This window comes from Streptomyces typhae, from assembly GCF_009755605.1.
Classification (GTDB): Bacteria; Actinomycetota; Actinomycetes; order Streptomycetales; family Streptomycetaceae; genus Streptomyces; species Streptomyces typhae.
In genome coordinates this window covers 32,395-56,842 of the sequence record NZ_WPNZ01000012.1, presented here as the reverse complement: position 1 = coordinate 56,842, position 24,448 = coordinate 32,395, and the positions used below count along the sequence as shown (strand labels likewise).

At 74.2% G+C, this 24,448-nt stretch carries 17 protein-coding genes and 1 pseudogene; 9 read left to right on the top strand and 9 right to left on the bottom strand.

Going from position 1 to position 24,448, the window contains the following annotated elements; genetic code table 11:
• Positions 1-70 precede the first annotated feature (70 nt).
• Both GPA10_RS21995 and GPA10_RS21990 read right to left on the bottom strand, forming a co-directional pair.
• Positions 71-1,645: a hypothetical protein gene (locus GPA10_RS21995; RefSeq protein WP_343041206.1), complete on the bottom strand. Its 1,575-nt coding sequence runs from the start codon at positions 1,643-1,645 to the stop codon at positions 71-73.
• 36 nt (positions 1,646-1,681) lie between these two features.
• A complete protein-coding gene (locus GPA10_RS21990; protein ID WP_030560547.1) occupies positions 1,682-1,876 on the bottom strand; it encodes a hypothetical protein in 195 nt (64 codons plus the stop codon).
• A gap of 465 nt (positions 1,877-2,341) precedes the next feature.
• Here GPA10_RS21990 and GPA10_RS21985 point away from each other — a divergent pair, with 465 nt between their 5' ends.
• The 5 genes and pseudogenes from GPA10_RS21985 to GPA10_RS21965 all read left to right on the top strand — a co-directional run bounded on the left by GPA10_RS21985 (position 2,342) and on the right by GPA10_RS21965 (position 8,617).
• A complete protein-coding gene (locus GPA10_RS21985) occupies positions 2,342-2,734 on the top strand; it encodes an ankyrin repeat domain-containing protein (RefSeq protein ID WP_157167008.1) in 393 nt (130 codons plus the stop codon).
• A gap of 302 nt (positions 2,735-3,036) precedes the next feature.
• Positions 3,037-4,455 carry a hypothetical protein gene (locus tag GPA10_RS21980; protein WP_058851947.1) on the top strand — a complete coding sequence of 473 codons (1,419 nt, stop codon included), beginning with the start codon at positions 3,037-3,039 and terminating at the stop codon, positions 4,453-4,455.
• A gap of 327 nt (positions 4,456-4,782) precedes the next feature.
• Positions 4,783-5,907: a glycosyltransferase family 4 protein gene (locus tag GPA10_RS21975; protein ID WP_157167007.1), complete on the top strand. Its 1,125-nt coding sequence runs from the start codon at positions 4,783-4,785 to the stop codon at positions 5,905-5,907.
• A gap of 206 nt (positions 5,908-6,113) precedes the next feature.
• A pseudogene (locus GPA10_RS21970) lies at positions 6,114-7,235 on the top strand (glycosyltransferase); the annotation flags it as partial.
• Positions 7,236-7,753: 518 nt separating this feature from the next.
• Positions 7,754-8,617 (top strand): SGNH/GDSL hydrolase family protein, encoded by an 864-nt coding sequence (locus GPA10_RS21965; RefSeq protein ID WP_157167006.1) that lies wholly within the window; start codon positions 7,754-7,756, stop codon positions 8,615-8,617.
• A gap of 41 nt (positions 8,618-8,658) precedes the next feature.
• Here GPA10_RS21965 and GPA10_RS21960 read toward each other — a convergent pair whose 3' ends face one another.
• The 5 genes from GPA10_RS21960 to GPA10_RS21940 all read right to left on the bottom strand — a co-directional run bounded on the left by GPA10_RS21960 (position 8,659) and on the right by GPA10_RS21940 (position 13,204).
• Positions 8,659-9,537: a 5-oxoprolinase subunit C family protein gene (locus GPA10_RS21960; protein WP_157167005.1), complete on the bottom strand. Its 879-nt coding sequence runs from the start codon at positions 9,535-9,537 to the stop codon at positions 8,659-8,661.
• Positions 9,534-10,157, bottom strand: coding sequence for a 5-oxoprolinase subunit B family protein (locus tag GPA10_RS21955; RefSeq protein WP_343041205.1), 624 nt, complete (start codon positions 10,155-10,157; stop codon positions 9,534-9,536). The genes GPA10_RS21960 and GPA10_RS21955 overlap by 4 nt, the downstream gene beginning before the upstream one ends.
• On the bottom strand, positions 10,154-10,918 hold the full coding sequence (locus tag GPA10_RS21950; protein ID WP_157167004.1) for a LamB/YcsF family protein: 765 nt from the start codon (positions 10,916-10,918) through the stop codon (positions 10,154-10,156). Before GPA10_RS21950 ends, GPA10_RS21955 begins: the two co-directional genes overlap by 4 nt.
• A gap of 160 nt (positions 10,919-11,078) precedes the next feature.
• Positions 11,079-11,846 carry a putative hydro-lyase gene (locus GPA10_RS21945; protein WP_157167151.1) on the bottom strand — a complete coding sequence of 256 codons (768 nt, stop codon included), beginning with the start codon at positions 11,844-11,846 and terminating at the stop codon, positions 11,079-11,081.
• Between the two features lie 56 nt (positions 11,847-11,902).
• A complete protein-coding gene (locus GPA10_RS21940; protein WP_058851954.1) occupies positions 11,903-13,204 on the bottom strand; it encodes an MFS transporter in 1,302 nt (433 codons plus the stop codon).
• Between the two features lie 305 nt (positions 13,205-13,509).
• Between GPA10_RS21940 and GPA10_RS21935 the strand changes: the two genes are divergently transcribed.
• The 4 genes from GPA10_RS21935 to GPA10_RS21920 all read left to right on the top strand — a co-directional run bounded on the left by GPA10_RS21935 (position 13,510) and on the right by GPA10_RS21920 (position 21,940).
• A complete protein-coding gene (locus GPA10_RS21935) occupies positions 13,510-14,220 on the top strand; it encodes a GntR family transcriptional regulator (RefSeq protein ID WP_157167003.1) in 711 nt (236 codons plus the stop codon).
• A 160-nt stretch (positions 14,221-14,380) separates the two neighbouring features.
• Positions 14,381-15,907, top strand: a complete 1,527-nt coding sequence (locus tag GPA10_RS21930; protein ID WP_343041204.1) for a hypothetical protein — start codon at positions 14,381-14,383, stop codon at positions 15,905-15,907.
• A 115-nt stretch (positions 15,908-16,022) separates the two neighbouring features.
• Positions 16,023-16,937: a hypothetical protein gene (locus tag GPA10_RS21925; protein ID WP_343041203.1), complete on the top strand. Its 915-nt coding sequence runs from the start codon at positions 16,023-16,025 to the stop codon at positions 16,935-16,937.
• Positions 16,938-17,128: 191 nt separating this feature from the next.
• Entirely contained in the window at positions 17,129-21,940 is a 4,812-nt protein-coding gene (locus GPA10_RS21920; RefSeq protein WP_157167002.1) for a hypothetical protein, read from the top strand.
• A gap of 8 nt (positions 21,941-21,948) precedes the next feature.
• On the opposite strand, the gene GPA10_RS21915 is transcribed toward GPA10_RS21920, so the two are convergent.
• Both GPA10_RS21915 and solA read right to left on the bottom strand, forming a co-directional pair.
• Positions 21,949-23,067, bottom strand: a complete 1,119-nt coding sequence (locus GPA10_RS21915) for an aromatic ring-hydroxylating oxygenase subunit alpha (protein WP_343041202.1) — start codon at positions 23,065-23,067, stop codon at positions 21,949-21,951.
• Positions 23,064-24,266: an N-methyl-L-tryptophan oxidase gene (solA, locus tag GPA10_RS21910; protein ID WP_343041201.1), complete on the bottom strand. Its 1,203-nt coding sequence runs from the start codon at positions 24,264-24,266 to the stop codon at positions 23,064-23,066. The genes GPA10_RS21915 and solA overlap by 4 nt, the downstream gene beginning before the upstream one ends.
• Between the last annotated feature and the right edge of the window lie 182 nt (positions 24,267-24,448).

The window sequence follows — 24,448 nt, the reverse complement described above, 5'->3', positions numbered from 1 at the left end:
CGCAACGCCCCTGGTTACGGGAAGAGGGCGGGCCTGGGGCGCCCCGGGAAGGCCGACGGCCCCGGGCGCCTCACCCCTCGGCGACCGCCGCAGGCGCGAGCGAGGCGTCCGCCGAGGCCGCCCGCCCCGGAAGCAGGGCGAGGACGGCCCGGCGATGCGCGTCGCTGGTGGCGTCGTCGTACGGGTCGGGAGTCGCGGGAACCTGAAGACGGTGCACGGCACCGGCCCCGAGCCGGGCGTACCCCCGCCCCGCGGGCATGTCCCCCGCGGGAGTGGTGTGCGGCGCCGCCCCCAGCACGGCCTGGACCTGATCGAACGTGGCAGGACCGAGCACCACGCGCGCGCGGGTGTGCCGGTGCACGGCGTCACTGAGGGCGTCCAGGCAGTCGAGCTGGTCGGCCACGACGACGGTGACACCGGCGGCACGCCCGTGCCGCAGGGGCACCTGGAGCAGGTCCTGCGGATCCTGGTGCCCGTCGGCCGCGGCCAGATGACCGAGGACGCTGGGCCGGTCGATGACGATCCACAGCGGCCGCCTGGTGTCCTCGGGCGGCGGATGACCGGCCTGCCGGGCCCGGTTCGCCGCGATGAGGCGCCGCTCGGTCTCGTGCGCGGCCCACTCCAGGCTGGCGAGAGCCCCGGCGAGACCGCACTCGACGGCCAGCACGCCGTCGCGTCCGGCCAGGCACGCGTAGTCGGCGCTGCCGCTGCCCTCGACGACGACGACGTCGCCGTACTGGAGTGCCTGGAGGGCGACGGAGCGCAGCAGGCTCGTGGTGCCGCTGCCGGGCTGGCCGAGGACCAGCAGATGCGGCTCGGTGGAGCGGCTGCCGGTGCGCCACACGACGGGCGGCACGTCGCGCTGTGCGTCGCCGTCGGTCACGGGCAGGGTGCGCTGCACCCCGCTCGGGTCGGTGAAGCCGAGCACGGTCTCACCGGGAGCGGTGACGAAGCGCTGCGCGGCGATGTCGGTGGGCAGCGGCGGCAGCACGGTGACGGTGAGGGTGTTGCCCTCCTCGTCCCAGGTGAAGTGGTACTCGCGGCCGCGGCCCGACTTGGCGTGCAGGACCTGCTCGATCCGTGCCCGCGCGGCGGCCTCGCCGTCGGTGAAGTACGCGGGATAGCGCACCTCCAGACGCGAGACGCGGCCGTCGTCGTCGAACTCGTACGCCGTGAAGGCCTTGTCCCACTCGCCGCCGTGGGCGAACAGCGGACTGGGGTCGTCGGGGACGGAGAAGTACGGCACGAGCGCCTCGTAGAGCGACTGCAGGCGCTCGGACTGCGCGTCGTCCGGGCCGGAGGGGGCCGGCTCGGTGCGTTCGCGGCCGGTCCAGGCGGCCGCCCCCATCAGGCAGACGGCGGCGAGCAGCGGACCGTACGGCATCAGGACCACCACCAGGAACACGGACGCCACCAGGAACAGCAGGGGGCCGCGCCGGTCCTTGGGGGTCGCTGTCCACTTGCGCCGCCCGGCTCCCGCGAGGCGGCGCAACCCGCGTGTGATCGTGATCAGCGGGTGGAGGACGTCGGTGGCACCGTCGGCGGCCGACCGGGCCAGCTCGCGACTGCGCGCGAGGTGTTCCCGGCCCCGGGCGATCCGGTCGCTGCCGTTGCTCAGGATGCGGGGGAGAGGGCGCCGGTCCACGTCGGTCTCCTGGAGGTGGGGTGAAGGGCGAAGCCGTCAGAACTTGATGCCGCCGAGCAGGCTGGCGAGGCTCGCGCTGCCCGCCTTGATGCTCGGTGCGATGGCGGTGCCAGCCAGGAAGAACCCGAAGAGGGCGCAGACCAGGGCGTGGGACGCCTTGAGCCCGTCCTTGCGGAAGAAGAGGAAGACGATGATGCCGAGCAGTACGACACCGGAAATGGACAGGACCATGAGAGTTCTCCTGATCGAGGGGGACAGTCACCATGAGTTCTTCCAGGCTCACAGCATGTATCCATACGATAAAGGGTGCAATTGGGGTAAATTTCCGATATTTCACTCGAACGGCATGGCTCGCTGAGCCGGTCGCGCACGTCCGGAGGGGTGTCGAGGGCAGTGTCGAGACGGGTGTGCGTCCCCCGGTCGAGACGGGTGTCCGTCCCCCGGTGCGATCTTTGCCTCGGGCACGGTCGGTCATGTGCCGCGACGGGCAGTACCCTGTCGATTCACTCGTACGGCTGCACGGCCTGGGCAGCCCGCACGGCTGCGCGGCCGGTGGAGTTCGTGGAACCTGCCGGAGGAGTCGTACATCGGCTCACGTCGAGACTCACGTCGAGACGTGCGCCGAACCCCATGTCGAGACGCGCGTCGAGCCACACCGAAGCGCGAGAGCACCGAGCGCGAAAGGCGGTCATCACCATGAGCGAAGCCCTCGACCCCGAGGTCGTGGAGCTGGCGGGCAAGGTCTTCGATCTGGCGCGCGCGGGCGACACCGACGCGCTCGCCGCCTACGTGGACGCGGGCGTGCCCGTGAACCTCACCAACGACAACGGCGACTCGCTCCTCATGCTGGCCGCCTACCACGGCCACGCGGCGGCCGTACGGGCCCTGGTGGAGCGGGGAGCGGACGCCGACCGCGCCAACGACAAGGGGCAGACCCCCCTCGCGGGTGCCGTCTTCAAGGGCTCCGACGACGTGGTCCACGCGCTGCTCGACGGCGGCGCCGATCCGGCCGCGGGGACGCCGTCGGCGATCGACACCGCGCGCATGTTCGGCAAGGCGGAGCTGCTCGCCCTGTTCGGGGCCGCCTGAGCGGGGTACGCGACCTGGCGCGACGGGGGCGCCGGAAATGTGGTCGCGGCGGGCTGAACCGCTGGGTCATCATGACGACGTGATTCACGGACGCGACGTCGGGGCAGGTGTTGCCGCAGCGCGCGGACCGTGAGCGGCCCGGCCCCGGACTCCCCGTCCGGGACCCTCCCGGGTCACCGACGAGAGGCAGAGGAAGATGGTCTACAGCAAGCAAGAGACGGCGGGCGGCCCGACGTGTTGGCGCACGGCCAGGTAGTGCGGATTCCCCGGTTGCGTCGACGCTTGATGTGAGGCTGTTTCCCATGTTCGAACCGGTCATAGCGCCCAGCGGTACGCTGCTCGGCCTGCTCCAGCGGGGCCGCGGCGACGGCACGCTGCACGCGCTCACCGCACCGCGGTCGGAGGCGCTCTCCGCCCTGGACCACTGCGTGCTGCACGATCCGCGGCACGACTGGCAGGTGGAGAACCGCTCCCTGTACTACGCGCGGCTCTACCTCGACCTGAACGGCGAGCTCGGCGCCATCGAGCGCCATCTCTTCGACCCCGACGACGCGCACGACCCCGACGACACCCGTACGGGGCTCGCGCTGTCCGTGCTCGGCCACCTCGCCTCGTACGACAGGGCGGACGCCCTGCACCTGCTGCGCAGGTACGCGGAGCACGGCGCGAACTGGGCCTGGGCGCTCGACGAGCTGGCCCTGCGCGACGACGACGCCGGACTGCGCGCCCTCGCGGGGCCCGTGCTGGCCAGATTCCCCACCGACGCGGAGGGCGAGGCCGAACTGGCCGTCGCCGTCCGCGACGCCTTCGAACCCAGGCCCTGGCGCCTGTGGGCGGAGGATCCGCGCCCCGAGATCGGCGCCCGCGTGCGCGCCGCCGCCGAACGGGGCTCCTTCGACCGCTGGCAGCGGCAGCTCGCCCCCTCCGGGCCGCGCCCCGGCTGGAGCGTCCAGGCCGTGCTCGCCTGGGCCCAGGAAGGCCTGGAGCGGGGTGCCGCGCTGCATGTGCCGGCCGCCCGCTGTCTCGCCGCCGTCGCCGGACCCGAGGACCGCGCCGACATACTGGACGCGGCGCGGCACGGCACGGACGGGGCGCGCGGCACGGCCTTGCGCTACCTGGCCGATGTGCACGACCCCGATGTGCTCGACCTCCTCGAAGAAGCGGCGCAGAGCCCGTCACGGGTCGTCGTCGACATCGCCGCCGAGACCTTCGAGCGGATGCGGTCCGTCGCCGCCGTCGAGCGCGCTCGGCAGTGGGCGGGGCGCCCCGACACGCTCGGCGCCGCCGCCGGACGCATGCTCGCCTGCCGGGGCGGCGCCCAGGACAGCAGGCTCGTACTCGCCGCGCTCCGCGAGGAAGTGCGCGGGGAAGGCCCCGACGCGCCGACCCTGTGGCCGCTCGTCGACGGCGCGGGACGCCTCGGCATCGGCTGCGCGGCGCCCGTCCTGCGCCATGTCTACCGCGAGACCGCCTCCTCCCACCTCAGGGGCCGCGCCGCCCGCGCCCTTGCCGCCACCGATCCCTCGTTCGCCGCGGGGTTCGCCGTCGAGTGCCTGTGGGACTGCGAGGAGTCCACCCGCGAAGTCGCCGCCCGGCACGCAGAGACCGGTGACGCCCGCGTCGTGAACCGCCTCCGGCGGCTCGCCGCGGATCCCGCCGAGGAGGACGACGTGCAGTCGGCGGTGCGCAGCCGGATCGGTCCGGACGCGCCCGCTGTGTGAGCACGTCGGTCCGCTGAGCGGGTTACGCGTGTCCGTTGCTGCGGGGGCGGGCCGGGGCGACTTCCGGCCCGCCCCCGGGGGGTGTCGGTCCGGCGTTGGTGTGGTGGCGCGGCCCTGGCTCCTGGTCGTTGGTGTGGTGGTGCGGCCTCGGGGCGTCGGTCCGGTCCGCCGCGATGCTCCGGCCTTGTGGCGGTGGTCCGACCCCGCGGGCGGGGGCCATCCCCGCGGCACTGGTCCGGCCTTGCGGAGCGGAACGCTCATGGGACGTTCCTCAGCCGGAAAGATCCACGTTGACGTGGGCACGCCCCGTCTGACGACAACACCCGTATGCGTGTCGTCATCGTCACCGAATCCTTCCCGCCGGACATCAACGGCGTGTCGCACTGCGCCCTGCAGACCGCGCGACAGCTCGTCGCCCGCGGTCACGAACCCCTCGTCGTCGCCCCGGCCACCGCCGCCGCAACCGACGCGGACCTCCTCTCCCCGTGCCCGGTCGTGCGCGTCCCCTCCCTGCCCCTCCCCGGATACCCGCAGGTCAGGGTCGCACTGCCGAGCCGCCGGCTGGCCTCGGCACTGAGCGCGCACCGGGCCGACCTCGTCCATCTGGCGAGCCCGTTCGTCCTCGGCGTACGCGGGATGGCCGCCGCGGCGCGCAAGGACATCCCCACCGTCGCCGTCTACCAGACCGACCTCGGCGGCTACGCGCGTACCTACATGGGCATGGGCGAGGCCGCCGCGTGGCGGCGCATCCGCGCGGTGCACGCTGCCGCCGACCGCACCCTCGCGCCCTCCACCGCCGCCCTCACCGACCTGGTCTCGCACGGTGTGCCCCGGGTGCGGCTGTGGCCGCGTGGCGTGGACACCGACCGCTTCCGGCCCGACGCCCGGGACCCCGCGCTGCGGCGCGCACTCGCCCCCGACGGCGAACTGATCGTCGGCTACGTCGGCCGGCTCGCCCCCGAGAAGCACATCGAGCTCCTGGCCGGGGTGTGCGGCCTCGACGGCGTCCGTGTCGTGGTCGTCGGGGACGGTCCGAGCGCGGGCGCCCTGCGTACGACACTGCCGCATGCGACGCTGCTCGGGCGCCGCACCGGCGACGAACTCGCCCGCATCTTCGCCTCGCTGGACGTCTTCGTGCACACCGGGCCCCTGGAGACCTTCTGCCAGACCGTGCAGGAAGCCATGGCCAGCGGTGTGCCCGTGGTCGCGCCCGCCGTCGGCGGCCCCCTCGACCTCGTGGTCCCCGGCCGGACCGGCAGCCTCGTGGCACCCGGCGACGCCGCCGCCGTACGTGACGCCGTCTGGTCCATGGCCGCCGACCCCGGCCTGCGGGCCGCGTACGGCGTCGCGGGCCGGGCCGCCGTTCAGGCGCGGACCTGGGACGCCGTGGGGGACCAACTGATCGGGCACTACGAAGACGTGCTTGCGGAGAGGACGGCGGTGGCGGCATGAGCGGGGGGCTCGGCACGGGGCGGTCGGATGCGGCGGTCGGGGTGGCGGGGGTGGTCGGGGCGATCGGGGTGGCTGCGGTGGCCGGGGCGAGCGGGGTAGCCGGGGCGTCCGGAGCGACCGAGGCGATCGGGGTGACCGGGGTGGCTGCGGTGGCCGGGGCGGGAGGGCCCGCGCGGTCCGCTTGGCCCGCATGGCCCGTGCGGCCCATGCGCAACACGGGGCCCCTGCGGATCGTCCGCCTCGCCAACTTCGTCACGCCCTCCTCGGGAGGGCTGCGTACCGCGCTGCGGGAGCTGGGGCGCGGTTATCTGGCCGCCGGGCACGAGCCGGTGCTAGTCGTCCCCGGGGAGAGGGCCGGTGTAGCCGACACCGAGCAGGGACGCGTCATCACCCTGCCCGGACCCGTGCTCCCCGGTACGGGCGGCTACCGTGTCCTCGCCGACCGGCGCCGGGTCACGCGGCTCCTGGAACGGCTCGCCCCCGACCGGCTCGAAGTGTCCGACCGCACCACCCTGCGCTGGACCGGCGAGTGGGCGCGCCGCGCCCGGGTCCCGGCCGTGATGGTGTCCCACGAGGCGGCGGACGCGGTCATGCGCACCTGGGGGCTGCCGCCAGGTCTGGCCCGCCGTGCCGCCGACGCCCTCAACTCCCGCTCGGCACACGCCTACGCGCGCGTGGTCTGCACGACGGCGTGGGCGGAGCGCGAGTTCGTACGCATCGGCGCGGGCAACGTCGTACGCGCCCCTCTGGGCGTGGACCTGGCCGACCGGCACCCGGGCCTGTGGGACCGGCGGACACGCGAGCGCCACGCGCGCGTGGACGACGTGCTGCTCCTGCTGTGTTCACGGCTCTCCGTGGAGAAGCGGCCCGGCACGGCGCTCGACACGCTGGAGACGCTGCGCGGGCGCGGGGTGCCCGCGGTGCTCGTCGTCGCGGGCGACGGGCCGCTGCGGGCCCGGCTCGAACAACGGGCGCGGGAGCGGCGCCTGCCCGTGACGTTCCTCGGCCATGTGTCCGACCGCGCCGCGCTCGGTGCCCTCCAGGCCACGGCGGACGTGTGCCTCGCACCGGGCCCCTGCGAGACCTTCGGACTCGCCGCGCTCGAAGCCCTCGCGTGCGGGACGCCGGTGGTCGCCAGCGCGTCCTCCGCGCTGCCGGAGATCGTGGGCGGCGCGGGCGCGGCGGCCGCCGACACCGCGCCCACCTTCGCCCACGCGGTGCGGGCGGTCCTCGAACGCCCGGAACGCGTCCGGCGGGCGACGGCACGCGCGCGTGCGGAGTGCTTCGGCTGGGATGTGGCCGTGGGGGCGTTCTTGGCTGCGCATGAGGTAGCGGGTGGTGCTGGTGCTGGTGCTGGTGCTGGAACCGGTGCCGGTGTCGGTGCCGGTCCGAGTGCGGGCGTGAGCGCGGATGCGGTCGGCGCTGCTGGTACTGACGCTGTCGCTGTTGTGCTCGGTACGAGAGTGACTCCGGATGTGGCTATGGCTCAGGAGGGGGCAGCGGCAGCGGCTGCGGCTGCGGCAGCGACTGCGCTGGTAGCACCCCGATCCGACGGTGCGCTCCCCTCACTCCCTGCGGCGGCCCTCCCGTTCCCCGATGGCGTCGCCGTGGCGGCGGCGGGCGGGCTGGGCGAGCTGAGGGAACTGGAAGAGCCGGATAAGCCGGATGAGGTGAGTGTGCCGGGGGATCTGGGTGAGCTGGGTGAGCTAGGTGAGCCGCGTGAGCCGGGCGTAGTCGCCTCCGCGGAGGCCGTCGGGCACGGTGGTGCCGCGGTGGCCGTCGGACGGGGCCGCCGGGCGCGGATCGCCGCGGGGACCGGCGGGGCACCGGACGGAGGCGGCGCCGGATGACGCCGGTGACGTACGTGGCGCTCGGCGACTCCCTCACGGAGGGCGTGGGGGACCCCGTGGACGGCGCCTGGCGCGGCTGGGCCGCCCTGCTCGCGGCGGGCCTCGGGGCACCAGGGCACGCCGTCGACTTCCACAACCTCGCCGTCAGCGGGGCGCAGACCTGCGACGTGCGCGACCGTCAGACACCGCGGGCCCTGACCCTGGCGCCCGACCTCGTGTCCGTCGTAGTCGGCGTCAACGACACCCTGCGCTGCACGTTCGACATCCGGACCGTCGCCACCCGCCTGGACGAGGTGTACGCCGCCGTGACGGCGGGCGGCGCCGTGCTGCTCACCGCGTGCGTGCCCGATCCGGGGGCGATGCTGGGGCTGCCCGCCGCGCTCGGCCGGCCGCTGGCCCGGCGGCAGCGGGCCGTCAACGCGGTCGTGCACGCCCTGTCCGAGCGTCACGGCGCCCTCCACCTGCACGCCGCGGACGCCGCGTGGGTCGCCGACCGCACCCTGTGGAGCGCGGACCGGCTGCACCCCGGGGAGCGCGGCCACCGGATGTTCGCCGCACGCTTCCACGCCCTGCTGGCCGCCGAGGGCCTGGCTCTCGGCGCGCCGCCCGGGACAGAGTCCGAACTGCCGCCGCCTTCCCGTGCGGCGAGTCTCCTGTGGCTGGCCACGGCGGGTACGGGCTGGGTCGCCCGGCGCTGCACCGACCTGCTGCCGCAACTGCTCGGCCTCGCCGCGGAAGAGGTGCGGCACACGGTGCGCGGCACGGGAGCGGGACTGGACGTGCGCGCCGACCACGCCGCCGCGGCGGCCCTCGCCGGGCTCGTCACGTCCGGGCCGCAGGCACAGCCGGAAGCGGCGTAGGAGGGCGCGGCACGAAGGCCGCACGCGTCTTTCCCGCCCGGTCACGCCCCGGGCCAGCCCCCCACCCCGACGAACCGCACCACAGTCCCCGGCACCGCCTGAGCCGCGGCCGTGAGGTCCTGTTCCCTGACGACGCCCACCACCGGGTAGCCGCCCGTGGTCGGGTGGTCGGCGAGGAAGACCACGGGGCTGCCGTCCGGGGGGACCTGGACGGCGCCGAGGACCATGCCCTCGCTCGGCAGTTCACCGGCCGTCGCGCGCTCCAGGGAAGGCCCCTGCGTGCGCAGGCCGATGCGGTTGCTGGCGGACGACACACGGTACGGGCGCGTGACGAGCGTGCGCAGCGCCGCGGTGGTGAACCAGTCGGCGCGCGGTCCGGGCGTCGTACGGAGGATCAGCTCGCGCGGGGGACCGGGCTGCGGAACGGTGTCCACGCGCGCGTGGGCGAGGGGCGCGAGGCCCAGGGGCAGGACGGCGCCGTCCGTGAGCGGCGGCGGGCCGAGCCCGGAGAGCAGATCCGTGGCGCGGCTGCCGAGGACCGGTTCGACGGCCACCCCACCGCTCAGGGCGACGTAACCGCGTACTCCGTAGAGGGCGGGTCCCACCTCCAGGAGCGCGCCCGCGGGCACCCGCACCGGCGTGCCCCAGGCCACCGCGCGCCCGTCCACGGTGACCGCGCTGGGCGCCCCGCCCACGGCGACGGTCACCGCGCAACGGGGGCGCAGCGCACAGCCGTTGAGGGTGGTCTCCAGGACAGCGGCACCGGACGGATTGCCTACGAGGCGGTTCACGAGTGCGGCGGCGGGCCGGTCGAGGGCGCCCGAGCGGGGCACCCCGAGGTGGGCGTGTCCCGGACGCCCTCCGTCCTGCACAGTGGTCAGCGCACCGGCCCGTACGACCGCGAAGGCCCGGTCGGTCATCGGGCCTCCGGGACGAAGCGGACCCGTGTGCCCGGCGCGAGCAGCGCGGCCGGTACGCGCGCGTGGTCCCACAGCACGGTCCGCGTGGTGCCGATGAGCTGCCACCCGCCGGGCGAGGCGCGCGGATACACGCCGGTGTAGGGCCCGGCGAGGCCGACGGACCCCGCCGGTACCGCCGTCCGGGGAGTCGCCCGGCGCGGCACCTCCGGCACGCCCCCGAGGCCGGTCAGATAGCCGAAGCCCGGCGCGAACCCGCAGAAGGCGACGCGGAATTCGGCCGCCGAGTGGATCCGGGCCACCTCCGGCACGGGCACGCCCCACAGCGCCGCCACATCGGCCAGATCAGGACCGTCGTAGCGCACCGGGAGTTCCAGGACGTCCTCCGCGCGCGCGGTCAGCGGCGGAATCTCCCAGGACGGCAGGCGGGTGGCGAGCCTGCGCACCTCGTCGGGGCCGGGGAGACCGTCGAGGAGCACCGTGCGCGCCGCGGGCACGATCTCGCGCGCCTGGAGGCTCCCCGCCGCGCGGCGCCGCAGCAGCTCGGCGTGCAGGGCCGCCGCTGCGGTGCCGTCGGCCACCTCGACGAGCAGCGCCCGCTCGCCCATGGGCAGGACCCTCACGCGAAGGCCTCCACCCGCACGCCCGCCGCCTCCAGGCGCGACCGGACCCGGCGGGCGAGTCCCACCGCGCCCGGGGTGTCGCCGTGCAGGCACAGCGAGCGGGCCCGGACGGCGATGGTCCGCCCGCTGTGCGCGACGACCGTGCCGGAACCGGCGATCTCGATGGATCGTTCTACGACCGTGTCCGCCGCCGTGACCACGGCCCCGTCGGTGCCGCGCGGCACCAGCGTGCCCTCGTCGGTGTACGCCCGGTCCGCGAACGCCTCCGTCACCACCGGGAGTCCGGCCTCCGCCGCGGCCTCCAGGAACCGCGACCCGGGCAGCCCGAGCACGGGCAGCCCCGCGTCGGCGAGCAGCACCCCCTCGACGACGGCGCCCGCCTGCTCCTCGTCGTGGACCACGCGGTTGTAGAGCGCGCCGTGCGGCTTCACGTACGCCACCGCCGCGCCGGCCGCCCGCGCGAACACCTCCAGGGCACCGATCTGGTAGGCCACTTCGGCGGCGAGTTCGGCGGCCGGCACGTCCATCGCGCGGCGGCCGAAGCCCGCCAGGTCGCGGTACGACACCTGGGCGCCGATCCGCACCCCGCGCTCCGCGGCCCGCGCGCACACCCGCCGCATCGTGGCCGCGTCGCCGGCGTGGAAGCCGCAGGCCACATTGGCGCTGGTGACGACGGAGAGCAACTCCTCGTCGTCGGTGAGCCGCCAGCGCCCGAAGCCCTCGCCCAGGTCGGCGTTGAGGTCGATCGAGGCCCAGGTCATGAACGCATCGCTCCTGTGGATCGGGTTCTCCGCCGCCGGTTCGGGCGACGTGGTGCTGCTTGTCGCCGGTTCGGGCGACGTGGTGTTGCTTGTCGCCGGTTCGGGCGACGCGGTGCTGCTCGGCGCCCGTTTCAGGCGACGCGGTGCTTCTCGGCCCGTTTCAGGCGACGCGGTACTGCTCGTCACGGGCGTCGGTGACGAACATCTGGCCCGGCGCGTGCGTGATCGCGAACGGGGGCCGGGACGCCATGACAGCGGCCTGCGGGGTCACCCCGCACGCCCAGAACACCGGGATGTCGTCGGGCTCGGCGATCACCGGGTCACCGAAGTCCGGCTCGCTCAGATCGGCGATGCCGAGGCCTCCCGGGTCGCCGCAGTGGACCGGGGCGCCGTGCACCGCGGGCAGCAGCGAGGTCTCCCGGATCGCCGCGGCCAGGTCGCGGGGCGGTACCGGGCGCATGGACACCACCATGGGCCCGCGCAGGCGCCCCGCCTCCCGGCACTGGCGGTCGGTGACGTACATGGCGACGTTGCGGCCCTGGTCGACGTGGCGCAGCGGCACCCCGGCCGCCGAAAGGGCCCACTCGAAGGTGAAGCTGCAGCCGATGAGGAACGACACCAGGTCCTCGCGCCAGTGCGCGAGGACGTCGGTCGGCTCGTCGACGAGATCACCGTCCGCCCACACGCGGTAGCGCGGCAGATCCGTGCGCAGATCGGCGTCCGGGGCCAGCGGCGTCGTCCAGGAGCCCGCGTCGGTGACGTCGAGGACGGGGCACGGCTTCGGGTTGCGCTGGCAGAACAGGAGCATGTCGTACGCCCAGTCTGCGGGGACGGACACCAGGTTCGCCTGGGTGTGCCCCGGTGCCCAGCCGGTCGTCGGGCCGCTGTGGCCCCCGCGGAAGACGGCGCGCGCCTCCTGCGGACCCAGCGCGGCCCTGGCGTCATGGGCGCGCCCATTGCTTTCCGGGTGCCCGTTCTCGGCGCTCACAGCAGTTCCCTCCCGCGCGTCTCGGGCAGCCCGAGGAGGGCGACCACGGCCAGTGCGTAGCCGAACGCGCCGAAGATCAGGGCGCCGCCCACACCCCAGCTGTCCGCGAGGAAGCCGACGGTCGTGGGGAAGACGGCGCCCACGGCGCGGCCGGTGTTGTACGTGAAGCCCTGCCCGGTGCCGCGCACGGCCGCCGGGTACAGCTCGCTCAGGAAGGAACCGAAACCGCTGAAGATCGCCGACATGCAGAAACCCAGCGGGAAACCGAGCACCAGGAGAAGGCCGTTGGCCCCGTCCGGGATGTTGGTGTACGCGGCGATGCAGGCCCCGGACAGGAACGCGAACAGCGTGATGTTGCGCTTCCGCCCCAGTTTGTCCGTCAGGTAGCCGCCCGTCAGATAGCCGAGGAAGGCGCCGGAGATCAACAAGGTGAGGTAGCCGCCGGTGCCGACGACGGTCAGCCCGCGGTCCTCCTTGAGGTACGTGGGCACCCAGGTGGCAAGCGTGTAGTAGCCGCCCTGGACGCCGGTCGACAGGAGTACGGCGAAGAGCGTCGTGCGCAGCAGGTCCGGCTTGAAGATGGCCGTGAACGAGCCCTTCTCCGTGCTGCGTTCCCGCTCGGCGGCGGCCTCCGGGGCGTCGTGCACGTTGCGGCGTACGTAGACGACGAGCAGCGCGGGCAGTGCCCCGGTGAAGAACATCACGCGCCAGGCGATGTCGTCGTCCATGAACTGGAACACCAGGGTGTAGACGATCACCGCGAGACCCCAGCCCACGGCCCAGGAGCTCTGGATCGCCCCGAGGGTGCGGCCGCGGTTCTTGGCGGTCGCGTACTCGGCTACCAGGATCGCGCCGACCGCCCACTCGCCGCCGAAACCGAGACCCTGAAGGGCGCGGAAGACGAGCAGCGTCTCGTAGTTGGGTGCGAAGCCGCAGGCGACGGTGAACACCGCGTACGTGATCACGGTGATCATCAGGGCCTTGACCCGGCCGATCCGGTCCGCCACGACGCCGGCGACGGCGCCGCCCACCGCCGAGACCACCAGCGTGACGGTCGTGAAGAGGCCGGTCTGGCCGCTGTTCAGGCCGAAGTAGGCGGACAGCGCGACCATGCTGAGCGGCAGCGTGAAGTAGTCGTAGGAGTCGAGCGCGTACCCGCCGAAGGCACCGGCGAAGGCCCGGCGGCCGCGCGGCCCGAGCGCCCGCAGCCAGCCGAACGCGCCGTCGTCGTCCGGGGGTCGGTCCGTGCCCGCCTTGTCGTCCAGGTCGACGGCGGAGGGCGGTGGAGTCGTACTCATGGGCACCTCACAGAGGAGTCGGCGGTGCTGGGGTGCGGGGTGTGCCGGGCGCTGGGGCGTACCGGGGACATGGGGATCGGGGATGCCGGGGGTGCAGGGGATGCCGGGGGTGCCGGGGGTGCGGAGAGCGCAGAGGGTGCTGCGGGTGCTTTCGGGGGCTGGGTACAGGGCGGGCCCCGGAGGGGGAGCGGGCGTCGCCTGCCGGACAACGTAGAGGATTGTTCAACGATCCCTCAATACCCATGTTGTCTCGTTCTTGTATCTGCGATTGAATCCGGGCATGGCTGAGGGGATGGCTGCTGACCATGGCTGAACTGACCGGTCTCGCCGACGACCGCGCGCTGCTCGGGCGTACGAGCACCGCGGAACGCGTCGCGGACATCCTCCGGAGCCGTATCGCGGAGGGGTACTTCTCGCCCGGCACCCGCCTCTCGGAGGACAGCATCGGCGGTGCGCTCGGTGTCTCACGGAACACCCTGCGCGAGTCGTTCCGCCTCCTCACCCATGAAAGGCTGCTCGTCCACGAACTCAACCGCGGCGTCTTCGTGAGGGTCCTCAGCGTCGACGACGTGGAGGACATCTACCGCACCCGGCGTCTCGTCGAGTGCGCCGTCGTGCGCGGTCTCGGGCGCCCCCCGTACGCCGTGGACGGGCTCGCCGCCGCGGTCTCCGAAGGCAGGGCGGCCGCGAGCCGGCAGGACTGGAAGGGCGTTTCCACGGCCAACATCCACTTCCACCGGGAACTCGTCGCCCTCGCCGGGAGCGCACGCACCGACGAGCTGATGCGCAGCGTCTTCGCCGAACTGCGGCTCGCCTTCCACGTCGTGGACGACCCGCGCCTCCTCCACGAGCCCTACCTCGTACGCAACCAGGAGATCCTGGAGGCACTGCGGTCCGGCCTCGGCCCGAAGGCGGAGCGGCTGCTCGCCGTGTACCTGGACGACTCGCTCGCGGGACTTGTCGACACGTACGCGCGGCGGGTGGCGGAGAGCGATGTCGGGGGCGGCGCGGGCTGAGCCGGGGGCGGCACGGGCTGAGCCGAGGGCGGCGCGGGCTGAGCCGAGGGCGGCGCGGGCTGAGCCGAGGGCGCGGCGGCGGTCGTCGTGCCCGGTCCCGGCGGCAGGGGCATCTGCGTCGTTTCGACCGTTGTCAGACCGAGGACCTAGTCTGTGCACCGTGACTTCGCCTGCCGTACCGGACCCCGTTCCGTCCCAGCTCAGCGCGGGGCCGCGGCCCGCTCCGGGCCCGGCCGCCGACGAGGGCCTGGCGCGGCGCCTGCGCGCGCTCGCGTGCACGGCCCCGCTGCACGACCTCGACGCCCGCAAGGTGAACCTCGCGGGGGAGTACTCGGTGTACGCGATGGCGGAGGTGGCCCTCTCCGCCATCGACCTCGTCACGCTCACCATGGACTTCGACACGGGCGCCGACCACGAGCAGATCGTCGCCAGGCTCCTGCCCCGCGTCGCCGCCCAGGCCCCGCGGCGCCCCACCGCCGAGCACGAGCGCGTCGCCCGCTGGGTCCTGGAGAACCTGATCAACGTCGGCAGCGTCGACCGCGGCTTCCGCGCGGTGTACGGCACGTTCGGCGCGGACGGCACCTACGTCCGGCGGGACTACGACTTCAAACTGATCGAAGAAGTGCCGGGCTACGGCGGCGGTGTGTACCTGCGCACCACCGACGAAGCGGTGAACGTCCTCGTGGGCGCCCTCGACACGGACGTCACCAGCGCCCAGATCGCCGCCGAGGTGAAGCTGGAGGTCCTGATCAGCCGGGGCCGCCTCGCCGACGCCCAGCTCGCCGCCGAGCAGGCGCGGTACCGCACCGTGCAGTATTCGGAGACGCTCCGCAGAGCCCTGGACGCCACCCGGCGCAACGTCCGCGCGGTGGACTGGCTCCAGGCCGTCCCGGACATGATCGCCGAGGCCCTCGACCACGTCGCCGACCGCTATCGCCACGAGAACGCGATCCTGACCAACATCCGCAAGGCGCGCGACGAGTCCGAGGACCCCGAGCAGAAGCGCCGCGCCGCCGAGCTCGTCGACATCGTCAAGGACTGCATCCGCCGCCACACCCAGCTGCAGTCCCGGCTGCTCGAAGCGGGCCCGCTGTTCCGCGCGGAGCAGGACCGGCAGGCCTTCGCGACCCCGACCGCCCGCGCGGGGCTCGATCTGTACGGCCAGCTGGTGGCGCCCCTGATGCCGCTGCCCGCCGAGCAGGCGACCCGCGTGACGGACGCCTTCTTCGCCCGCGGGACGGGCCTGCGCACGCCGGTGTCGGTGCGCGTCGCCGACCTCGTGGACATACTGCTCACGCCGCCGCAGGAGCGCGAGCACCTGGGCGCGGAGATGCCCGAACCCGACCTCATCGCCACGCCCGACGACAGCCGCTTCAGCGAGGAGCAGCTGGCGAGCGCCATGGAGCTGCTCGCGCTGCCGCCGGATGCGCCCCGCAGGCTCTCCGGACTGCTCGCCGACGCCCGCCGCCGCGATCCCGAACTGCCCTACCTGGTGGCCCTGCTGGCCGTGCACGCCGCGAGCCCGCCGGTGGGCACGGCCTACCGGCAGGGCGAGCAGCAGCTCCTGTTCGCGGTGGACGACGGCACCGAACTGGACGACCAGGAGTTCGGCGGTGCCGACCTCATCGTCGGCACGGCGCTCCTGGACGCGGCGGGGATGGCGGCCGACCGCACGGAGGCCGCGTGATGACGGCGACCCGCGCCGCTCGGCGCGCCCCACACCCTGTGCGGCAGTACGCCACCTCCCGCCCCGTGCAGCAGCCCCCCGAACGACACCCTGACCGCATCAAGGAGCCCAAGCCGTGACCGACCACCCCGCAGAGCACGCCGCGTGGGGCGAGCCGGACGCCGCCGCGGCATCGGCGGCAGCGCCCACCGGGGCCGCCGCCACCCCCGCCGTCACCCCGGCGGACGCCGCCGACGCGGCCCGCCTCGTCTCCTTCGGCCTCCAGCCCAAGCTCCAGCCCGCGCGCGACCAGGAGTACGGCGAACTTCTGCGCAGATACCGCGAGGACCCGCCCTTCGCCCGGCTCGCCGACGCCGTGGCCACCGGGCTCGGTCTCGTCGTCCTGGAGGTGTCGCCCCGCGCGGGCATGGCCGTGACCGCCGACGAGGACTCCGTGTTCGCCGTCCGCATGGGCGACTACGCGCGCCGCGCCGCCGCCGACTCCACCGACCGCTTCCTGCACGGCCTCGCCCACCTCGCCGTCGCCGCCATGGCCTTCCCGCGCCCTGAGGACCTCGTCGACGACGGGTACATCGGGCGTGTCACCGTCAACGGCGTCGACGCCTTCGTACGGCAGGCCTGCCGCCGCCTGGAGGAGCGTGCCGAGGAGCACGGCGAGAACACCGACCCCGCGACGGACGCGCCGGGCCTGGAGTCCGCCTGGCGGATCTGGGCCCGCCGCAGCTCCACGGGGGCCACCAAGGACGCCCGCAGGCTCGCCGGTTCGACCACCGGCATCGTCGGCAAGGCCGCCGCCTTCCTCACCGACTCCGGGTTCCTCCAGCGCACCGGCGACGACTCCGGCGGGACCTACCGCACGACGGCGAGATACCAGCTCCAGGTCCGCGACATGGCGGGCACCGCCGCCATGGCCGAACTCCTGGAACTCGGCGTCGTCCCCGTCACCGACGGCTCCGCGACACTGCTGCCTCCCGACGACACCGACGACCTGGAACTGGCCGCCGACGCGGGTCTGCCGTTCCACTCCTGACACACCTGGCACCGCGGGTGCCGCCCAGACCGCAGCACAACTCAGCAGCAGCACTAGTCAGCACACAGCAGCACTACTCAGCACGTAGCAGCACAATTCAGCACACAGCAGCACCCCGAAGTACTCCGCAGCACCCCGCAGCACCCCTGAACCCCCTACGTCCGCACGACTTACGACGAGAGTCCGCCGCCATGTACGAGCTGTCCCGGGTCCGCCTCTACTCCATCGGCCCTGCCGGTGCGCGCTACGCCGACACCGTGCTGGACCTGCGCGGTGTCGGTGACGTGGTGCCCGACCCCGCGCCCGCGCAGGCGGAGTTCTTCGAGGAGGAGCCCGTCGGCCCGCCCCGCCGCCCGGCGCCCGCGGGCGTGCTCTTCCTGGAGAACGGCGGCGGCAAGTCCGTCCTGCTCAAGCTGATCTTCTCCGTGATGCTGCCCGGCCACCGGAACACGCTGGGCGGTGCCAGCTCCGGTGTGCTGCGCAAGTTCCTCCTGGCCGACGACTGCGGACACGTCGCCCTGGAGTGGCAGCACACGCTGACGGGGGAGTGCGTCGTCGTCGGCAAGGTGAGCGAGTGGCGCGGACGGCAGGTCTCCAACGACCCGCGGAAGTTCGCGGAGGCCTGGTATTCCTTCCGGCCGGGCCCCGGTCTGAGCCTGGACTCGCTGCCGGTCGCCGAGTCCACCGCGGTGCGGGCGCCCGTGGAGGGTGCGTCCGGTGCCCAGGGACGACGGCGCACCATGAAGGGCTTCCGGGACGCCCTGACGGACGCCGTGAAGGCGTACCCGCACCTCGAAGTGCACTGGGAGGAGATCCACGACCGCTGGAACGAACATCTCGGGGAGCTGGGCCTCGACCCCGAACTGTTCCGCTACCAGCGCGAGATGAACGCCGACGAGGGCGAGGCCGCCGGTCTCTTCGCCGTCAAGAAGGACTCCGACTTCACCGATCTGCTGCTGCGCGCCGTCACCGACACGCGCGACACGGACGGCCTCGCCGACCTCGTACACGGCTTCGGCAACAAGCTGGGACGCCGCGCCGAACTGATCGCCGAACGCGACTTCACCGCGGGCTCCGTCGACCTGCTCGGTCGCATCGTCGACGCCGCGGACACCCGGGCACGCGCGCGTGACGTGCACGCGGGCGCCGAGCGCCGCACCCGCACCCTGGCCCGCCGGCTCTCCGCCCGCGCCGTCGAGGAGCGGGGCCGCGCCGCCGAACTCGCCGAGCAGGTCACCTCGGCCGCCCACACGGTCACGGCCGCCGAGCAGTCCCGTGGCCGGTCCGCGCTGATCGCCGCCGAGCTCGCCTACCGGCACGCCTCCCTGGCGCTCACCGTCGCCGAGAAGGCCGCCGCCGCCCAGCGCCGTGAACTCGCCGACGCGCGCACCCTGCACTCCGCCTGGCAGGCCGCAGAGGCCGTCCTGCGCCACCGCGCCGCCGCCGACCGCTCCGCGCGCGTGGCCGTCGCGATCCGCGAGGCCGAGCGGGACGCCGCCCCCGCGCTCGCGGCCCGCGCGAAGGCCGCGGCCGACCTCGTGCGCGCCCTGCACACCGCCGCCGAGGGCGCCGAGTCGCACGCCAACGAGGAGGAGGAGCGCTCCGCGGCCCTCCAGGAGTCCGGCGAGACCGCGCACCGCGACGCCACCGTCGCCGCCACCGAGGCGCAGCGCGCCCGCAGCGAGGCCGGGCATCTGCGCCAGCGCCTCACCGAGGTCGAGCAGGAGACCGACGAAGCCGTCCGCGCGGGCTGGCTCGACGACAGCGCGCCCGACGCCGACCCGGCCCGCGCCGCCCTCGCGGCGAGCGACGCCGAGAAGTCGGCGGTCGCCGCCTGGGACGAGGCGAGGGAGGCCGCCCGCCGCGCATCCGACCACGCCAAGGAAGCCGCCGGGGTCGAGGCCCGTGCCGAGTTGACGGCGGCCCGCGCGGCCGACGCGGCGACGGCCGCCGGGCAGGCGTACGACGCGGAGCAGCGCACCGCCGAGTCCCTCGCACGGGAGGAGAGGCTCGCCGAACTCCTCGGCCTGCCCGGCGCGTACGGGGCCCGGAGCGCGTCGGCCGGTGTGCCGCAGCCCCGCCACGCCGACGCCGGAACGGCCGCAGGCAACGGCACGGGCACGGCCGGCGGCAACGGCACGGGGACTGTCACCGGGGCCGGGGCAGGCTCCGGGACCGCGTCCGCCCCGGACGGACCCGTGGGCGCGCACCCCGCGCGCGACGGCGTCCACCCGGACGGCTCGTACGCGTCGGCCGCCGCGGGACCCGGCGGCGAGGCCCCCCTCACCTCCGCGGAGCTCGACCGCGGCGCCGACGACCTGAAGACGCTGCTCGACGACGGAGTGGCCGCGGCCGAACGGCAGTTGTTCGAGCTGCGGACGGCCGCCGCCGACGACTCCCGCATCCTCGGAGCACTCGGCGACGGCGGCCTGCTGCCGCCGGGCCCCGACGTCCTCGCCACCGTCGAGTTCCTCGGCGAGCAGGGCATCCCGGCCCTCCCCGGCTGGCGCTACCTGGCGCAGGCCGTCGATCCCGCGGACCACGCGCGCGTGCTCGCGGCACGCCCCGAGCTCGTCGACGGCGTCGTCATCACCGACCCCGACACGCACGCCCGCGCGCGTGAGGCACTCGTCGGAGCCGCGCTGCTGCCGCGCTCCACCGTGGCCGTGGGCACGGCTGCCGCGCTCCTCGCGCCGACACCGGGCGAGTCCCTTGACGGTGCCGACGGCGCCGTCTTCCTCGTACCGCCGAACCCGGCCATGCACGACGAGCACGCGGCCGACGAGGAGCGCCAGGCCCTGCGCGCCCGCGCCACGAGCCGCGACGAGGAGATCCGTGCGCTCGCCCAGCGCCTCGCCAAGGACCGGGAGCTGGCCGCGCGGCTCGCCTCCTGGCGGTCCGGCTGCCCCGCGGGACGTCTCGCCGAGCTCGCCGCCGCCGCGCGTGACGCGTGTGCCTTCGCCGAGGAGGCGGAGGCCGAACTGGCCGAGGCGCGTACCGCACGCGCGGAGGCCGACGAGGCCGCCGCCGACGCCGCCCGCGTCCGCGACGAGCGCCAGGACGTCGCCCAGCGCGCCCGCCGCGCCGCCGACGCCCTCGCCGGACTGGCCTTCCGCCTGCGCGAGCGCGCGGGCTGGCAGACGAAGCTGCGCGAACTGGCCGACGACGCCGTCGAGTCGGAGGCCCGCGCCCAGACCTGCCTCGACCGGGCCCGTGCCGCCGACGAGGACCGGCGCGCCGCCCAGCGCGCCGCCGACGACGCACGCCGCACCGCGCGCGCCCTGCGCGCCGAGCGCGCCGAGATCGCGGGCGCCCCCGAAGACGTCCCCCTGGACCAGGACGGGCCCAAGACCTCGCTGCCCGCGCTCCGCGAGGCCTACCGCGCGGCGTCACAGCTGTACGAGAAGGTCGGTGTCGGCGCCGACCTGCGCGCCGAGCAGGCGCGGGCCGAGAGCGACGAGAGCGCGGCCCTCGCCGAACTCGACCGGCTCAGCAACAAGGTGCGCACCCGCGCGGCCCAGCTCCTCGAAGGCACCGACGGCGCCGACGGGCCCTCGCGGCAGGCCGCCGCGGCCCGCGCGGAGGCCCAGGTCCAGCTCATCGAATCGCGTGCCTCCACCGCCAGTGAGCAGCTCGGCCGGCTGCGCGGCGAAACGGAGCGGCACGCCCCCGAGGACGGCGACGCGCACACCGACCTGCCCGACGACCTCGTGCCCGCCGACGCCGAGCAGGCCCAGGTGCTCCTGCGCACGGCGACGACCGAGCTCGCCGAACGTACCGAGGCCCTCAGCCAGGCCAAGGAGGCGCACGCCGCGCTCCTGCGCGCCCACCGCGCCACGGAGGACGCGGCCGGAGGCTTCGACGAGACGGCGGCGCTCCTGCGCGACCTGCTGCGCGAGCACCACGACGGCACCGAGGACGAGGAGCAACCCGAGACCTACCCGGGCGCCCTGGAGGAGGCCCGCCAGGCCGCCGCCGAGGCCCGGCGCTCCCTGCGCGGCTGCGCCGCCGACCTGTCCGCTGCCGAGTCGGCCGTTCGCGAGGCCTCGGACGTCCTCGTGCGGCACGCCAACGCCACCCGGTACGAGCAGGTCCGTACCCCCGCCCGGCAGCAGATCCGCGAACTGCCCGCCTCCGCGCTGCCCGAGCACGCCAAGAAGTGGGCCGACGCCTTCGCACCCCGCCTGCGCGTGCTCACCGACGAGCTGGAGCAGCTGGAGCGCAACCGCGACAGCATCGTCGACCGGCTGCGCGGTCTGGTCGAGTCCTCGCTCGCCACGCTCCGCTCCGCCCAGCGCCTGTCCAGGCTCCCCGAGGGCCTGGGGGAGTGGTCGGGCCAGGAGTTCCTGCGCGTCCGCTTCGAGGAGCCCGACCAGGCGACGCTCGCCGAGCGCCTCGGCGAGGTCATCGACGAGGCCACCCGTGCGGCCGTCAAGAAGAACTCCGACCTGCGCAGGGACGGCATGTCCCTGCTGCTCAGGGGCGTGCAGGCCGCCCTGGAGCCGCGCGGCGTCGCCGTGGAGATCCTCAAGCCCGATGCGGTGCTGCGCGCCGAGCGGGTACCGGTGGGGCAGATGGGCGACGTGTTCTCCGGAGGGCAGCTTCTCACCGCCGCGATCGCCCTGTACTGCACGATGGCGGCCCTGCGCTCGAACGACCGCGGCCGCGACAAGCACCGGCACGCGGGCACGCTGTTCCTGGACAACCCCATCGGCCGCGCCAACGCGACCTACCTCCTGGAGCTCCAGCGCGCCGTCTCGGACGCCCTGGGCGTGCAGCTCCTGTACACGACAGGCCTGTTCGACACCACGGCGCTCGCGGAGTTCCCGCTGGTGATCAGGCTCCGCAACGACGCGGACCTGCGCGCGGGCCTGAAGTACATCAGCGTCGAGGAGCACCTGCGGCCGGGCCTGCCGCAGGAGCAGCAGGCACCGGCCGAGGAGACGGTGCACGGGGAGATCACGGCGACACGGATGTTCAAGAAGCCGGCCGCCACCGGCTGAGGGGTGGCTCAAGCGGCCAGGCGTCGGACGAGCCAGTCGTGGAAGACCCCGATGTGGTGCTCGGTCGGCACCAGGACCCCGCCGTCGCGGTAGGCGCGTGAGCCCATCGCGGGCTGGGTGCGCTCGCAGGCCGCGAAGTCCTGCTCGTTGACCCGGTGGAACAGCTCCGCGGACTTCGTCACGTCGGCCCCGGACGCGACGACGTCGGGCGCGTACAGCCAGTCGCACTCGACGACCGTACGATCGACGGCCAGCGGGAACATCCGGTGCAGGATCACGTGGTCCGGTACGAGGTTGACGAACACGGCCGGTTTCACGGTGATCGCGTAGTAGCGGCGGTCCTGGTCCTCGGAGACCCCCGGGAGCCGGCCGAAGCCCGCGGAGCCGTCCACCGTGAAGCCGTCGACCTCGTCCCCGAACGCGGCACCGTGCCCCACGTAGTACTGCGCGGCGAAGCCCTCGGCGAACTCCGGCAGGACCTCGGTCAGTTCGGGGTGGATGGTCGCGCAGTGGTAGCACTCCATGAAGTTCTCGACGATCAGCTTCCAGTTGGCCCGCACGTCGTAGCGGACGCGGTGGCCGAGCGCCAGGTCCTCGGTGCGGTAGCGCTCGATGGCCGCGGGATCGCCGAGGCGCTCCACGGCCGCCCCGATCACCGTGGCCTCGAAGGACGGCGGCTCGTCGGCCAGGCACACCCAGGCGTAGCCCAGCCACTCGCGCAGCGCGACCTCGACAAGACCGTACGCGGAGCGGTCGACGTCCGGCATCCGCGTCAGGTTCGGCGCCGCGATCAGACGGCCGTCCAGGCCGTACGTCCAGGCGTGGTACGGGCACTGGAGGCCGCGCCGGACCTCGCCCGCCTCGTCGGCGCACAGCCGGGCGCCCCGGTGGCGGCACACGTTGAGGAAGGCCCGCAGGGAGCCGTCCCGGGAGCGGGTGATCAGGACGCTCTCGCGGCCGATCCGCACCGTGCGATACGCGCCGGCCTTGTCGAGGTCCGCGGCGCGTACGGCGCAGCACCACAGGGCTTCGAAGACGCGCTCCTGTTCCTGGCCGAAGACGTCGGGGTCGGTGTAGTAGTGGCCGGGCAGCGTCGCGAGGAGGCTCGCGGAGACCTCTGTCGTCACGTCCGTACTCCTGGAACGGGCGCCGCGGCGGGCGCGGGGCCGAGCGGGCCGGTGATGCGTGCGGGATCGAACAGGCCGATGGGGTGCCCGGTGGTGCCGTCGAGCGCCAGATCGGCGACGATCTCGCCGACCACCGGCACGAACTTGAAGCCGTGACCGGAGAACCCGCAGGCCACCGTCACCGACTCCGGGTGCGCCGGATGGCGCGTGATGACGAAGTGCTCGTCGGGGGTCGTCGTATACATGCAGGTCGATGCCTTCAGGAGGCGTCCGGGGAGCAGCGGTATGTGCCGGGACATGTGGTCGGCCATCATCGCGGCCTCGTGCGGGTGCACCGTGCGGTCGATGGTCTCCGGAGTGCAGACGTCGCCCTTCCTGAAGAAGGCGACCTTCACACCGAGGTCGGGGCCGTCGATCGAGGGGAAGCCGTAGGCCTGTACGCCTGCCTCGTCCTCCCAGACGTAGATCGGGTGTCGCTCCGGCAGGAACGGGCCGACGCCACCCGTGGGCTGGAACCAGTACATGATCTGCCGCTCGATGGTGAACGGCACCCCGAGGTCCGCGAGCAGCCCCGGCGCCCAGGCTCCCGGGCAGATCACCAACTGGCCCGCGGTGTAGGTGTCGTCGGCGGTGTGCACGCGCACGCCCCCGCGGAACGGTTCCCACCGCGTGACCGGCTCCTCGAAGTGCAGGTCCGCGCCCTGGCGGGTCGCGCATTGCAGATGTGCGGCGACGGTGTTCTCGGGGCGGACGAGACCGGCGCGCTCTTCGTAGAGGGCCACTTCGTCGTCGCGCGGTGTCAGCGTGGGGAAGCGGCGGCGGATCTCCCGGGCGTCGAGCATCTCGTGCGGCAGCCCCCAGGTCTCGGCCGAAAGACGCGCTCCGGAGACGACGCGCCCGTCCGGCCTGCCGACCATGACCCCGCCGCACAGGGTGGCGATGTCGCGGCCGGTGTCCTGTTGGAGCTTTTCGTAGAGTTCGTACGCGCGCAGGAGCAGCGGTACGTAGGCGGGGTCCTCGAAGTACGACTGCCGGGTGACGCGCGAACCGCCGTGGCTGGAGCCGCGCTGGTGCACGGGGCCGAACTTCTCCAGGCCGAGGACGCGGGCGCCGCGCACGGACAGATGGTGGGCGGCGGCGCTGCCCATGCCGCCCAGGCCGATCACGATCACGTCATGGGTGGGGGTTGCGGGGGACACGGTGGCCTCCTGGGGCACGGGGCCGGCACCCGACGCGACCGGGGGCGGCACCTTGTGGGGCTCGGGGCTAGGGGGCTCGGGACTAGGCGGCTCGGAGCAAGGGGGGCTCGGGGCTAGGGGGGCTCGGGGCCAGGGGGGCTTCTGATGGATCTGCGCGGCGTCGCGACGCCCAGCACTCCCTC